We start from the raw sequence: 14,088 nt of genomic DNA on the forward strand, positions 1-14,088 counted from the left end.
GCATGCGGCCGGCTCACCGCTCCAGCAGCAGTTCGCTCCACACCTGTTTGCCGCCGCTGACCGGCACCGTCCCCCAGGCCTCGGACACGGCCTCCACGAGGAGGATGCCGCGCCCGCCGGTGGCCTCCCAGCCGAGGTCGGTCGGCTTGACGGGGGTGCGGGGCGAGACGTCGGTCACGGCGACCCGCAGCCGCTGGTTGATCAGCGTGATGTCGAGGCGGACCTGGCCGCCGGTGTGCACCAGGGCGTTGGTGACGAGCTCGGAGACGACGAGCAGGGCGCTGTCCATGAGGGCGTCGGTGACGCCCCAGGCGCGCAGGGTGCGCCGGGTGAAGCGGCGGGCGTGCCGGGACGCCTCCGGCACGCGCCACACCGTCCAGCCGTCGCGCAGCGGTTTGACGGCCATGCCGTCGTAGCGGACGAGGAGCAGGGCGATGTCGTCGCCGCGATGGGCGTTGCCGAGCAGGGCGTCGGCGACGAGGCCGAGGTGGGCGGGGTCGGCGACCGACAGTTCGTGGGCGAGGCGGTCGAGGCCGGTGGTGATGTCCAGGTCGGCGGACTCCACGAGGCCGTCCGTGGTCAGCGCGAGGACGGCGCCGGGCAGCAGCCGCAACGGGGTCATCGGGAACTCGGCCTGCGTCACGACGCCGAGCGGCGGGCCGCCGTCCGTCTCGACGATGTCGGTGGAGCCGTCCGGGTGACGCAGGACGGGCGGCGGGTGCCCGGCCCGTACGCACCAGGCGGTGCCCTCCTCCATGCCGACGTCGACATAGCAGCAGGTCACGAAGAGGTCGGTCTCCAGTTCCAGCAGGAGCCGGTTGGCGTGGGCGACGACCACGTCCGGCGGGTGGCCCTCGGCCGCGTAGGCGCGCAGGGCCGTGCGCATCTGGCCCATGAGGGTGGCGGCGCCCGCGCTGTGGCCCTGGACGTCGCCGATGACGAGGGCCACATGGTGGTCGGGCAGCGGGATCACGTCGTACCAGTCGCCGCCGAGCTCCAGCCCCGCGGTGGCGGGCAGGTAGCGGGCGACGGCGGTCGCGCCCGGGAGCGGGGGCAGACGGCGCGGGAGCAGTTGGCGTTGGAGCATGCCGACGAGTTCGTGCTCGGCGTCGAAGGCGTGGGCCCGCATGAGGGCCTCGCCGGCGAGTCCGGCGGAGGCGGTGAGCAGGGCGCGCTCGTCGGGGCCGAAGTCGTGCGGTTCGTCCCAGCCGATCAGACAGGCGCCGGCCGTGCGGCCGCCGGCGGCCAGCGGCAGCACGGCGAGGCCGCCGGGGCCCACCTCGGCGAGGGCCGGTTCCAGTGCGGTGCCGGCGGGCCAGATCCGGGCCCGGCCCTCGCGCAGGGCGGCGGCGAGGGAGGGCATGGTCCGTACCGGCGCGTCGGGCCACTCCGAGCGCCACTCCAGCTGCCACAGCTCGGGCCAGGACTCGGGTTCGGGCGGGTCGAGGACGGTGACCACGAGCCGCTCGTTCTCCAGTTCGGCGAGCGCGATCCGGTCGGCCCGCAGCGGCCCCCGCAGGGCGGCGACGACGGCCTGGCCGACGTCGCGGACGGTGCCGGCGGTGGCGAGCGCCGCGGCCAGCCGCTGCACGCGGGCGACGTCGGTGACCTCGTCGCGCAGGGTGGAGACGTCGGCGACGGTGCCGAGGAGCCGCGCCGGGCGGCCGTCGCCGCCGGGCAGCAGACGGCCGCGCAGTCTGAGCCAGCGCGGCGGCCCGGCGGGCTGGAGCACCCGGAACTCCAGCTCGCGGTCGCCGACCGACAGGTGGTCGGCCTCGACGACGGACATCAGCGAGGGCAGGTCCTCGGGGACGGTGAGCCCGAGGAGGGTCTCCACCCGGCCGTCGAACTCCTCCCGGGGCAGGCCGAACAGCTCCAGGATGTCGTCGGCGACGGCGACGCGGCCGGTGTCCATGGCCAGGTTGAAGGCGCCCGCGCGCGGCGCCTCGCCCTCGGCGGGGACGGCCGGGGCGGCGGCCGGGACGGGGAGGGCGACGGCCTCGGCGACGAGCTCCAGGCAGCTGCGGTCGTCGGCGTCGAAGCCGCCGGGGCGCTCGCTGACGGCCAGCAGACAGCCGGCCGCGGAGGGGCTTTGCGGGCCCTCGCCGACGGGCACGGCGGCCAGATGGACGTCCCGGGCGGGCATCCGCCGTGACTCCGCGCAGTCGGCGAGCTCTCCGGGGCCCCGCCACACCGGCCGCCCGGTGCGGTGGGCGTCGGCGGCCGGCGAGCGCCCGGCGAGCGGATAGCTCTCCCGCAGCCCGTACAGCGTGCGGGGGACTCCGGCGGACTCCGCCAGACAGAGCGACTCGCCGTCCTCGCCGGGCGTGTAGACGGCGGCGAGGGACGCGCCCGCGAAGACGAGTGCCTGTTCGAGCGTGCGTCGCACCCGTTCGGGTGAGGCGGGATCGGCCGTGATCGTCTTGAGGGCGATCTCGGCGCGCACGGGTCCCGTTCTGCGCTCTGCGGACCCCTCACTGACCACGTCCGCAATTACAGCGCCTACGCGCCCGCCGCGCAGCCCCTGTGTCCGATCCGTGGAGGCCGACGCCCGAAAGAGCCGACCATGTTCGGCTGAGGTCGCGCGCTGCCGGCGATCGACTGTGCACGGGAATTCGGCTCGCCGTGCGCGTCGCGCCGCCAGGGGGGAGATTTGGAGCCTGGGACCCGCGCGGCGCCGGGCGAGGGCGCGTCCTGCGGATCGGCGCGAGCCGGGGCTGGGGCGTCCGGCCGATGGCAGGTCGCCCCGCGGCCCAGGGGCGACCCGGGAGACACGCCTTGGGAGGTGGTCGCCGTGCCCGAGCAGACGTCCGGTCACGCTCCGGCGACCGCGACGGCGCCGGTCGGCCGGCCGCTGCTCTCACTGGCGCTGACGTCGATGATGGACGCCGTCGGGGCGCACTCCGGCGCCGTGTACCTGCGTCCGGGCGACGAACCGATGCTGGAGATGGCGGTGATGGCCGGGCTGCCCCGGGCGTTCGCCGCGCCGTGGGAGCGGGTGGGGCTGAACGCGCCGATCCCGGTCGCCGAGGCGGTGCGTGAGCGGCGGCTGGTGTGGGTGAGCGGGGAGGAGGACATGGCCCGCAACTACCCGCGGATCGCCGTCGTCCTGCCGTATCCCTTCGCGCTGGCCGCGCTGCCGGTGGCGACGGGGTCCCGGGTGTACGGCGCGGTCTTCGTCACCTGGCCCGGCTCCCATCCGGCGGAGCTGTCGGACCGGGAACGTCAGGAGCTGACGACGGCCTGCGAGCGGCTCGCGCTCAGGCTGGAGCGCGCCGCGGCGCAGCACCGCTCGGTGCGCGCGGAGTCGGATCTGCTGGACGCGGGGCCGCTGGGCGGCGTCTCCGACACGCTCGGCTCGCTGGAGGCGGCCCGGATGGTGGCCAGGCTGCCGTACGGGATGTGCTCGCTGGACCTGAGCGGGCGGGTGGGCTTCGCCAACGCCGCCGCGTCCGAGCTGCTCGGCGTCCCAGTGAGCGGGCTGCTCGGCACGCAGCTGTGGGCGGCCGTGCCATGGCTGAACGATCCCGTGTACGAGGAGCGCTACCGGGCCGCGCTGATCAGTCAGGACGCCACCTCGTTCGTGGCGCTGCGCCCGCCCTCCGAGTGGCTGTCGTTCCGGCTGTATCCGAGCACCACGGGGCTCAGCCTGCGGATCAGCCGGGCCCGGTCGGTGACGCAGATGAGCGCGTCCGAACCCCGCTCCGGGGACGCGCCGACCCGGCTCGTGTCGATGTCGCAGGCGCTGAGTCTGGCCGGGGCGCTCACCGAGACGGTGAGCGTGCAGGACGTGGTGCAGCTGGTCGCGGACGAGATCGCGCCGGCGGTGGGCAGCCAGGCGCTGGCGCTGCTCGGCGCGCGGGCGGGCCGGCTGCACGTGCTCGGGCACCACGGGTACCCCGACCCGCACACCGTGGAACGGTTCGACGGGATGCCGCTGACCGACCCGACGCCGGGCGCGCGTGCCGTCGCGCACGGCGTCCCGGCGTTCTTCGACTCCCGGCAGCAGCTGGAGCATCTCTACCCGGCCCGGCAGAGCACTGCGGACGGCTTCGCCGCCTGGGCCTTTCTGCCGCTGATCGCCTCCGGCCGCCCGGTGGGCGCCTGTGTGCTGGCCTACGCGGAGCCGCATCCGTTCTCCACGCACGAGCGCGCGGTGCTGACCAGCCTCGCCGGGCTGATCGCGCAGGCCCTGGACCGGGCGCTGCTGTACGACGTGAAACACCGGTTGGCGCACGGGCTGCAGGCGGCGCTGCTGCCGCCCTCGCTGCCGTCGCTGCCCGGCATCGAGGCGACCGCCCGCTATCTGCCCGCGACGCGGGGCATGGAGATCGGCGGCGACTTCTACGACCTGGTGCCCTCGCAGCCGCTGCCGGCGGCCGTGATCGGGGACGTGCAGGGCCACAACGTGACCGCGGCCGGGCTGATGGGGCAGATCCGGACCGCCGTGCGCGCGTACACGACGGTCGGGCAGGAGCCCGCTGAGGTCATGCGCAGCACCAACCGGCTGCTGATCGACCTCGGTACCGAGCTGTTCGCCAGCTGCCTGTACCTGCGGCTGGACCCGGCCCGTGGGCGGGCGGTGATGGCCCGGGCCGGGCATCCCCCGCCGTTGCTGCGCCGGGCGGACGGCCGGGTGCGCGTCCTGGACCTCGCGGGCGGTCCGCTGCTGGGGATCGACGCCTCGGCGACGTATCCGACGACCGAGGTCGAGCTCGCCCCCGGCTGTGTCCTCGCCCTCTACACGGACGGGCTCGTCGAGACGCCGGGGGTGGACATCGAGGAAGCGGTGGCCGACCTGGGGCGACGGCTCGGTGAGGCCGGGCGCCGTCCGCTGGAGGAGCTGGCCGACGAGCTGGTGGGGCACTACGCGGCGGCGGAGGAGCGGATCGACGACGTGGCGCTGCTGTTGCTGCGGGCGCGAGAGGACGACGGCTGACGGGGCGTCGCCGCCCTCGTGTGAGCGGGAGCGGAAGCGGAAGCGGGAGCAAGAGCGGAAGCGGGAGCGGAAGCGGGAGCGGAAGCGGGAGCGGAAGCGGGAGCGGAAGCGGGAGCAAGAGCGGGAGCGGAAGCGGGAGCGGAAGCGGAAGCGGAAGCGGAAGCGGAAGCGGGAGCGGAAGCGGGAGCGGAAGCGGGAGCGGAAGCGGAAGCGGAAGCGGAAGCGGAAGCGGGAGCAGGAGCAGGAGCGGAAGCGGGAGCGGGAGCGGAAGCGGAAGCGGAAGCGGGCGCGGGAGCGGGAGCGGGAGCGGGAGACGCGGACGGTCCGACCCCCGCCGGAGGGTCGGACCGTCTCAAGGGGTGATGCGGTGTCAGTGCGACTCGTTCAGCCCCGAGCCGTCCTGCAGGCCGCTGCCGTTCTGGTCCTGGCCGCCGTTGGCGTTCTGGTCCTGACCGTTGCCGGTCGCATCCTGACCGCCGTTGGCCGCCTGGCCGCCGTCAGCGGCCTGGTCCTGACCGCCGTTGGCGTTCTGGTCCTGACCGTTGCCGTTCTGGTCCTGGCCGCCGTTGGCGTTCTGGTCCTGACCGCCGTTGGCCGCCGCGCCGCCGCCCTGAATGGCTTCGCCGGTCTTGTCGTCGATGCCGTCACCGTTCTCGTCCACGGCGCCCGCACCGGCACCCGCGCCGCCGCCCTGAATGGCTTCGCCCGTGTTGTCGTCGATGCCGTCACCGTTCTCGTCCACAGCACCGGCGCCGGCACCCGCGTCGCCGCCACCGGCCCCGGCGCCCGCACCGGCGCCGTCGCCGAGGGTCGCGCCGACCGCGGTCAGGGCGGTGGTCACCGGCTGGAAGAAGGTCTCGCCGCCGGCGGTGCAGTCGCCGCTGCCGCCCGAGGTCAGGCCGATCGCCTGGCCGTCCTGGGTGAACAGCGAGCCGCCGCTGTCGCCGGGCTCGGCGCAGACGTCCGTCTGGATGAGGCCGGTGACGGTGCCCTCGGGGTAGTTCACCGTGGCGTCGAGGGCGAGGACCTGACCGTCGTTGAGACCGGTGGTGCTGCCCATCCGGAAGACCTGCGTGCCCACCGTCGCGTCGGCGGCCTGGCTGATCGCGACGGTCTGCTGGCCGGTGTTGACCTCGCTGGGCGCCTGCGTGTTGGGGTCGTCGTACTTCACAAGCGCGAAGTCGCCGTCGCCGGGGAAGGTGGCCTGGTCGACCGTGGCGATCGGCTGGCCGTTCTCGGAGTCGGACCACTGCTTCTCCGCGACCCCGCAGTGACCGGCCGTCAGGAAGGCCGGGGAGCCGTCGCCCGCGGTCACGTTGAAGCCGAGGGAGCAGCGCGCTCCGCCGCCGAATATCGCGTCGCCGCCGGAGACCAGGGGCTTGAGGGCGCCGGCCGACTTCTTGATCGTGGCCATGCCCGAGCCGAGGGTCTTCACGGTCGACTCGATCTTGTCCCACTTGTTGCCGGTGACCGTGGAGTCGGCGGTGACGAGGATCTTGTTCGTCTTGGGGTCGACGGCCCAGGAGGTGCCCGGGATGGTCGCCTCGGTCTTCAACGTCTGTGCGGCCGCCTTGAGTTCGGCCGTGCTGTTCTCCACCTCGCGGACCTTGGCGCCCGCCTTCTTCGCCTGCACGACGACGTTGTTCTCGTCACCGGAGACGTTCACGACGTTGACGACCAGCTGCTTGCCGTCGGTGTCGTAGTAGGAACCGGCGAAGGCGTCGCCGAGCAGCTTCTCGAGCTGGGAGGCGAGGTCCGAGGCGTCGCCCGCCTTCAGGGTCTTCACCGAGGCGGCGTTGTTCGAGCCGCCGTCCTGGGAGGCGTTGGCCTGGGGAAGGAGGATGGCCGCCGCTCCGAGCGCCGCCACACCGCCAGCCGCGACGATGGCCTTGCGCTTCGTAACTCGCTTGTGACTCAAAAAACTCGACCTCCTGGGGGACGGGGTCTGGCTGCCGGGGTTCGGCAGCTCCGTACAGCGGCGCCTGGTTGGCCATCAGTACGCAGGGGTCGCGTGGTGCGTTCAATCGCGATTGCCAACTTTCTTTGCTGAACCCTGAATCGGCCATGACCTGCGTCCGACGTCGCGGCCCTGGGAACAATCGCCCATATGACGATGACGACCGCCGAAGCCGACAAGATCCTTTCCGACAACTTCGCGCCCTGGGTGCTGGCTCTGGGCCTGTCCGTGCAGGCCCTGGGCGAGGACCGGGCGATTCTGCGTCTCCCCTGGTCACAGCAGCTGGCACGGGAGGGCGGAGCGCTCTCGGGGCAGGCGTTGATGGCCGCCGCGGACACCGCCGCCGTGATCGCCGTGTCGTCCGCCCGCGGGGCCTACGGACCGATGACGACGGTCCAGCAGTCGACCTCGTTCCAGCGCGCGGTGGCCGATTCGGATGTCCTGATCCAAGCGGTGCTGACGAAGCTCGGCCGCCGGATGGCTTTCGCGGACATCACCATGACGGCCGAGCGGACGGGCGAACTGGCCGCCCGGGCCGGCACGGTCTACGCCCTGCTGGGCTGAAACACTCCGAGCCCATTGCGGATCGACACCGTTCGTGGTCGGCCGGCGACGATCCGTTCCGATCGGAGAGCGGAATCCCTGCTTCAGAGAATCTGCACATCGACTGCCCAAGCGGGTCACCGGAAGCAGGGGTTCTGCACAACTCGTCGGCGCCGGCCACGCCATTGAGGCGGGAGTGTCGGATTCGCCGCGAGGGGGCGCGACGCTCATCCGAGCGAAACCCGGCCGTGGTGTGAAGAAGTCGCCGACAAGCCGTGGGCGCACCTGCACGCTTTAACGTTCCTGTGACGCAAGTTCCCAGGTGGGACGGGGGATTGATTGGCTGCGCCGGCCGTAAACCTGCTTTGATCCATCGCACCGCAGGGGCCGCACGGCTTCCGGAAACGGGTGCCCGGCACCGGCGGTCGCGGCCGTCATCTGTCCCCAGAGGGGGCCGCTCCCCCTTATGAGATATCCATGTGAAGGGAAGTTCCACCATGAACTCCACCCCCCAGGTTGAGACCGTCGAGATCTCCGACGCCGAGCTGGACAACGTCTCCGGCGGTCTGTCCCTGAACGCCCTCGGCACCGTCACGGGCCTGGTGGACGGCGTCGCCCCGGTCTCCGGCCTGGTCGACACGGTCGTCGGCACCGTCGAGGGTGTCACCGGCCTGAACACGGCCCCGGTCACCAACCTGGTCGCCGGTCTCTGATCGCGTCCTTGTGACCCCCTGTGAGTCCCGGAGCCGTCACCCGGCTCCGGGACTCATCGGTGTCCTGAAACTCCCGAGGTAAGCCCCGTGCAGTTCCGCCAACAGGCTCTCGCCAAGCTCCAGTCGCCGGAGGAGCTCGACCTGCCGGTGCGTTTCGCGCGCCCCCAGGGCTGGCTGGTGCTGTCCGTGACCGTGGTCGTCATGGCGGCCGCGTCCGTGTGGGCGGTGACCGGCTCGGTCGCCTCCACGGTGAGCGCGCCCGCCGTCCTCACCCACGGCGAGGGCAGCTACATCCTGCAGAGCCCCGCCGCGGGCCAGGTCACCGCCGTCCTCGCGAAGGAGGGCCAGCGGCTGCCCGCGAACTCCCCCGTGCTGAAGGTGCGCACGGCCGAGGGCGACGCCGTGGTGCGCACGGTCGCCGCGGGCCGGATCACCGCGCTCGCCGCCGCCATCGGGCAGATCATCTCCACCGGCGCGAACGTCGCCGCCGTGGAGAAGGTCGCGGGCGCCGACGACCCGCTGTACGCCACGGTGTACGTCCCGGCGGAGAACGCGGCCTCCATACCGCAGGACGCGGCCGTCGACCTGACCGTGCAGACCGTGCCCTCGCAGGAGTACGGCGTGCTGCGCGGCCATGTGAAGTCGGTGGACCGCACGGCCCAGTCGGCTCAGCAGATCGCCGCGTTCCTCGGCGACAGCCAGCTGGGCGGGCAGTTCACCAAGGAAGGCCGCCCGGTGGCGGTGCTGGTGAAGCTGGACAAGTCGGCGGGCACGAAGAGCGGCTACAGGTGGTCGTCCGCGGACGGACCGCCGTACCCGCTCACCTCCATGACCATGGCCACCGGTTCGATCCGGCTCGCCGACCAGCGTCCCGTCGATTGGCTGCTCCCGTGACCGCCGCCGAGCAGACCCGCAGCCGACGGCGCGCCGCGCCGCCCCGGCGCACGGTCCCCAAGAGCAGCGTGAAGACCGTCCGCACGCCCACCGTGCTCCAGATGGAGGCCGTGGAGTGCGGGGCCGCCTCGCTCGCCATGGTCCTCGGCCACTACGGCCGGCACATCCCGCTGGAGGAGCTGCGCATCGCGTGCGGCGTCTCCCGCGACGGCTCGCGCGCCAGCAACCTGCTGAAGGCGGCCCGCAGTTACGGCCTGACGGCCAAGGGCATGCAGATGGACCTGGCCGCCCTCGCCGGGGTCGGCACACCCGCGATCCTGTTCTGGGAGTTCAACCACTACGTCGTCTACGAGGGCCTCGGGCGGCGCTTCGGTCGCCGGGGCGTGTTCATCAACGATCCCGGCAAGGGCCGACGGTTCGTGCCGATGGAGGACTTCGACGGCAGCTTCACCGGTGTCGTGCTGGTGCTGGAGCCGGGCGAGGACTTCGAGCGGGGCGGGCGCAAGCCGGGTGTGCTGGGCGCGATGCCGGCCCGGCTGCGCGGCACCGCGGGCACCATGCCGGCTGCCGTGCTGGCGAGCCTGCTGCTGGTTCTGGTGGGCGCGGCGGTACCCGCCCTCAGCCGGACCTACATCGACATGTTCCTGATCGGCCGGCAGACCTCCCTGCTGACCGTGCTGTTCGCGTCGATGGGCGCCTGCGTGGCCCTCACGGTCGCCCTGACCTGGCTCCAGCAGGCCAACCTCCACCACGGCCGGATCATCTCGTCCACGCTCTCCAGCGCCCGCTTCCTGCGCCATCTGCTGCGGCTGCCGGTGACCTTCTTCTCCCAGCGCAGCCCGGCCGACCTGGTCCAGCGCCTGCAGTCGAACGACGCGGTCGCCGAGACCCTGGCCCGCGACCTGGCGTCGGCGGGCGTGGACGCGGTGGTCGTCGTCCTCTACGCGATCCTCCTCTACACCTACGATCCGCAGCTGACGTACGTCGGCATCGGCGTGGCCCTGCTCAACATCGTCGCCATGCGGATCGTCATCCGCTTGCGCGCGACCCGGACGGCGAAGCTGCGCGCGGACAACGCGCGGCTGACCAACACGGCGTACACGGGGCTGCAGTTGATCGAGACGATGAAGGCGACCGGCGGTGAGGACGGCTACTTCCGCAAGTGGGCGGGGCAGCACGCCACCACGCTGGAGGAGCAGCAGCGGCTGGGCGTGCCGAGCGCCTGGCTGGGCGTGGTCGCGCCGACGCTCGCCTCGCTCAACAGCGCGCTGATCCTGTGGATCGGCGGCATGCGGGCGATCGAGGGCCATATCTCCGTGGGCCTGCTGGTCGCGTTCCAGGCGCTGGTCACCCGCTTCACCGCGCCCCTGACCCGGCTCAACGGCGTCGCGGGCCGGATCCAGGACTTCGCGGCGGACGTGGCCCGGCTCAAGGACGTGGAGAACTTCCGCGCCGACCCGCTCTACGACCGCCGTTCCGGCGCCGACTCCACGCGCCGGCTGCAGGGTCACGTCGAGCTGGAGAACATCACCTTCGGCTACAGCCCGCTGGACAAGCCGCTGCTGACCGGATTCGACCTGACCGTCGGCCCCGGGCAGCAGGTGGCGCTGGTCGGCGGCTCCGGCAGCGGCAAGTCCACGGTGTCGAGGCTGATCTCCGGCCTGTACACGCCCTGGGAGGGCGTGATCCGCATCGACGGGCAGCGGCTGGAGGACATCGCGCGCGGGGCGCTCGCCTCCTCCGTCTCCTTCGTCGACCAGGAGGTGTTCCTGTTCGAGGGCTCGGTCCGCGACAACGTGGCCCTGTGGGACCCGTCGATCCCGGACGACGCCGTCGTCGACGCACTGCGGGACGCGGCGCTCTACGACGTCGTCATGCGGCGGCCCGGCGGCATCCGCAGCAAGGTCGAGCAGGACGGCCGCAACTTCTCCGGCGGACAGCGGCAACGCCTGGAGATCGCCCGGGCGTTGGTGCGCCGGCCCAGCATCCTCGTGCTGGACGAGGTGACCAGCGCGCTGGACGCGGAGACCGAGCAGGCAGTGATGGACAACCTGCGCAAGCGCGGCTGCGCCTGCGTGGTCATCGCCCACCGGCTCAGCACGGTGCGCGACAGCGACGAGATCGTCGTGCTCCAGCACGGCACGGTCGTGGAGCGCGGGCGGCACGAGGAACTGGTGGCGCGCGGCGGTTCGTACGCGGCCCTGGTCAGGGAGCGTTGAGATGACGGCCGTACCCGAGGGCGACGTCGTTCTCGCCGCGCTGGGGCAGATGGGCTCGCGGATCGACTGCGCGGGCTTCAGCCGCCTCGACCTGGAAGGCCCGCAGGTGCTGTGGCTGGTCGCGTCCGGCGCGCTGGACCTGTTCGCGGTGGACGCCGAACAGCAGGGCCACTGGCACCACTTGGGCCGCCTGGAGGCGGGCTCCCTGCTGCTGGGTCCGGTCGCCGGTCCTCAACACACCCTCGTCGCCCGCCCGTTGCGCGACTGCGTAATGCACCGCATCGGCCTGCGCGAGCTGTACCAGCCCGCGAGCACCCAGACGTGGTCCTACGACGAGTACGGCAACCCCCAGTACGTGCCGCCGACTTCGAGCCCCCTGGAGTACGCGCTCGCCCTCGGCGTCGGACGCGGTCTGTCGATCCTCTTCCAGGCGCCGATGGCCACCGAGCGGGCGGCGGAAGTCACTGACGACGACGTGTTCTGGATGCAGGTGCCGCCGGGCAGCGTCCAGTACGGCCAGTTGTACGGCGCGGAGGCGGCCGCCGACCTGTTGATGGACCCCGCGGTGTGGCAGTCCATGGTCGACCAGCAGTACCGGCTGCTGACCACGCTGGACCGCTGGATCGAGCAGCTGGAACGCACCCACGAGACGCGTACGGCCGCCGGGATCAAGGCGGGTGAGGCGGTCCGCGCTCAGGCCGACCGGACGCTGCTGGCGTCGATCGGCAAGAAGTCGGGGCAGCGCACGACGGCCGCCGACGCCGACGCGACCTTCGCCGCCTGCAGGCTGGTCGCCCGGGCCGCCGGGATCACCCTCGCCGAGCCCTCGCAGATGGGCGCCGACAGCGACCGGCTGGACCCGGTCGAGCGGGTCGCGCTCGCCTCCCGGGTGCGCGCCCGGGCCGTCCGCCTCGACGGCCGCTGGTGGCGGGACGACGTGGGCCCGCTGGTCGGCCACCGGGCCCTGTCCGGCGCGCCGGTCGCCCTGCTGTGGCGGCGCGGCGGTTACGTCGCCGTCCATCCCGCGACCGGGCGGGAGACACCGGTCGAGAAGGCCAACGCGGAGGAGTTCGAGCCGCGGGCCGTCATGTTCTACCGCCCGCTGCCGGAACGCACGTCGGGCCCGCTCGGCCTGCTGCGGTTCAGCATGCGGGGCACCGGCGGGGACCTGACGAACCTGCTGCTCAGCGGGTTGGTGACGGTGGCGATCGGGGCGCTGGTGCCGATCGCCACCGGCAAGGTGCTCGGCGAGTTCGTGCCGAGGGCCCAGCAGGGGCTGATCGTGCAGGTGTGTCTGGCCGTGATGGTCAGCAGCGTGGTCGCGGCGGCGTTCATGCTGCTGCAGAACCTGACCATCCTGCGTCTGGAGGGCCGGATCGAGGCGACGCTCCAACCGGCCGTGTGGGACCGGCTGCTGAGGCTGCCGACGAAGTTCTTCGCGGAACGCTCCACGGGCGAGCTGGCGAGTGCCGCCATGGGCATCAGCGCGATCCGCCGGCTGCTGGCGGGACTCGGGCCGTCGGTCGCGCAGTCCGTCACCGTCGGCGCGATGAACCTGGGGCTGCTGCTCTGGTACAGCGTGCCGATGGCGTTGGCCGCGATCGGCATGCTGGTCGTCATCGCGTCCGTGTTCCTGGCGCTGGGCCTGTGGCAGGTGCGCTGGCAGCGGCGGCTCGTGGTGCTCTCCAACAAGCTCAACAACCAGGCGTTCCAGACCCTGCGCGGACTGCCGAAGCTGCGGGTGGCGGCGGCCGAGAACTACGCGTACGCGGCCTGGGCGGCGCAGTTCGCGCGCAGCCGGGAACTCCAGCAGCGCCTCGGCCGGATCAAGAACCTCAACACGGTGCTGGGCTCGGTGTACCTGCCGCTGTGCTCGCTGCTGATGTTCATGCTGCTGGCCGGTCCGGCTCGCGGTGCGCTGTCGGCGGCGGACTTCCTCACCTTCAACACGTCGATGACGATGCTGCTCACCTCGATCACCTCGCTGACCGGCGCGTTCGTGTCGGCGGTGGCCGCGCTGCCGCTGTTCGAGGAGATCCGGCCGGTGCTGGAGGCCACGCCCGAGGTCCGCACGGGGAACACCCGGCCGGGCCCGCTGACCGGCGCGCTCGAGGCCCGCCGCCTGTCCTTCCGCTACTCCGACGACGGTCCCCTCGTCCTGGACGACGTCTCCTTCGAGGTGCGGCCGGGCGAGTTCGTGGCGATCGTCGGCCCGAGCGGCTGCGGCAAGTCGACGCTTCTGAGGCTTCTCATCGGCTTCGACAAGCCGGTCTCGGGCAGTGTGCTGTACGACGGCCAGGACCTCGCGGCCCTCGACCAGTCGGCGGTGCGCCGGCAGTGCGGGGTGGTGCTCCAGCACGCCCAGCCGTTCACCGGCTCCCTGCTGGACGTCATCTGCGGCACCGAGGCCTACACGCCCGAGGAGGCGATGGCGGCCGCCGAGCTGGCGGGGCTCGCGGAGGACATCAAGCGCATGCCGATGGGGCTGCACACGATCGTCTCGGGCAGCGGGTCGGTCTCGGGCGGCCAGCGTCAGCGCCTGATGATCGCCCAGGCGCTGATCCGCCGGCCGCGCATCCTGTTCTTCGACGAGGCGACCAGCGCCCTCGACAACGAGACGCAGCGCACGGTCATCGAGAGCACCCGCAAGCTGAACGCCACCCGGGTCGTCATCGCCCACCGCCTGTCGACGGTGATGGACGCCGACCGGGTCGTCGTCATGGAGAACGGCAAGGTGGCCCAGCAGGGTCCGCCCGCCCAGCTCCTCGCGGACACGAGCGGACGGCTCCACGAGCTGGTGCGGCGGCAGTTGGCCTAGGGGCC

General features: G+C 72.6%; 8 protein-coding genes. 6 read left to right on the forward strand and 2 right to left on the reverse strand.

The window, feature by feature from the left end:
- Positions 1–13 precede the first annotated feature (13 nt).
- On the reverse strand, positions 14–2,485 hold the full coding sequence (locus ACIBAF_RS13840; RefSeq protein WP_399463400.1) for a SpoIIE family protein phosphatase: 2,472 nt from the start codon (positions 2,483–2,485) through the stop codon (positions 14–16).
- Positions 2,486–2,794: 309 nt separating this feature from the next.
- On the opposite strand from ACIBAF_RS13840, the gene ACIBAF_RS13845 reads away from it, so the two are divergent.
- Complete coding sequence (locus tag ACIBAF_RS13845) at positions 2,795–4,939, forward strand: SpoIIE family protein phosphatase (protein ID WP_399463401.1); 2,145 nt, start codon at positions 2,795–2,797, stop codon at positions 4,937–4,939.
- A gap of 370 nt (positions 4,940–5,309) precedes the next feature.
- On the opposite strand, the gene ACIBAF_RS13850 is transcribed toward ACIBAF_RS13845, so the two are convergent.
- On the reverse strand, positions 5,310–6,857 hold the full coding sequence (locus ACIBAF_RS13850) for a S1 family peptidase (protein WP_399463402.1): 1,548 nt from the start codon (positions 6,855–6,857) through the stop codon (positions 5,310–5,312).
- Positions 6,858–7,046: 189 nt separating this feature from the next.
- Here ACIBAF_RS13850 and ACIBAF_RS13855 point away from each other — a divergent pair, with 189 nt between their 5' ends.
- From ACIBAF_RS13855 to ACIBAF_RS13875, 5 genes are all read left to right on the forward strand, one after another.
- Positions 7,047–7,460, forward strand: coding sequence for a PaaI family thioesterase (locus ACIBAF_RS13855; protein ID WP_399463403.1), 414 nt, complete (start codon positions 7,047–7,049; stop codon positions 7,458–7,460).
- Between the two features lie 476 nt (positions 7,461–7,936).
- Positions 7,937–8,152 carry a hypothetical protein gene (locus ACIBAF_RS13860; protein ID WP_079657910.1) on the forward strand — a complete coding sequence of 72 codons (216 nt, stop codon included), beginning with the start codon at positions 7,937–7,939 and terminating at the stop codon, positions 8,150–8,152.
- A gap of 87 nt (positions 8,153–8,239) precedes the next feature.
- Positions 8,240–9,046, forward strand: coding sequence for an HlyD family efflux transporter periplasmic adaptor subunit (locus ACIBAF_RS13865; protein WP_399463405.1), 807 nt, complete (start codon positions 8,240–8,242; stop codon positions 9,044–9,046).
- Complete coding sequence (locus ACIBAF_RS13870) at positions 9,043–11,265, forward strand: NHLP family bacteriocin export ABC transporter peptidase/permease/ATPase subunit (RefSeq protein WP_399463598.1); 2,223 nt, start codon at positions 9,043–9,045, stop codon at positions 11,263–11,265. The genes ACIBAF_RS13865 and ACIBAF_RS13870 overlap by 4 nt, the downstream gene beginning before the upstream one ends.
- A gap of 1 nt (position 11,266) precedes the next feature.
- On the forward strand, positions 11,267–14,083 hold the full coding sequence (locus tag ACIBAF_RS13875) for an NHLP bacteriocin export ABC transporter permease/ATPase subunit (RefSeq protein WP_399463406.1): 2,817 nt from the start codon (positions 11,267–11,269) through the stop codon (positions 14,081–14,083).
- The last annotated feature ends 5 nt before the right edge of the window (positions 14,084–14,088 follow it).

It is taken from the genome of Streptomyces sp. NPDC051677 (genome assembly GCF_044453465.1).
Lineage (GTDB): Bacteria > Actinomycetota > Actinomycetes > Streptomycetales > Streptomycetaceae > Streptomyces.

Coding starts and splice junctions, on each gene's coding strand:
- ACIBAF_RS13875 (WP_399463406.1), top strand. CDS start 11,267: ATGACGGCCGTACCCGAGGGCGACGTCGTTCTCGCCGCGCTGGGGCAG.
- ACIBAF_RS13855 (WP_399463403.1), top strand. CDS start 7,047: ATGACGATGACGACCGCCGAAGCCGACAAGATCCTTTCCGACAACTTC.
- ACIBAF_RS13860 (WP_079657910.1), top strand. CDS start 7,937: ATGAACTCCACCCCCCAGGTTGAGACCGTCGAGATCTCCGACGCCGAG.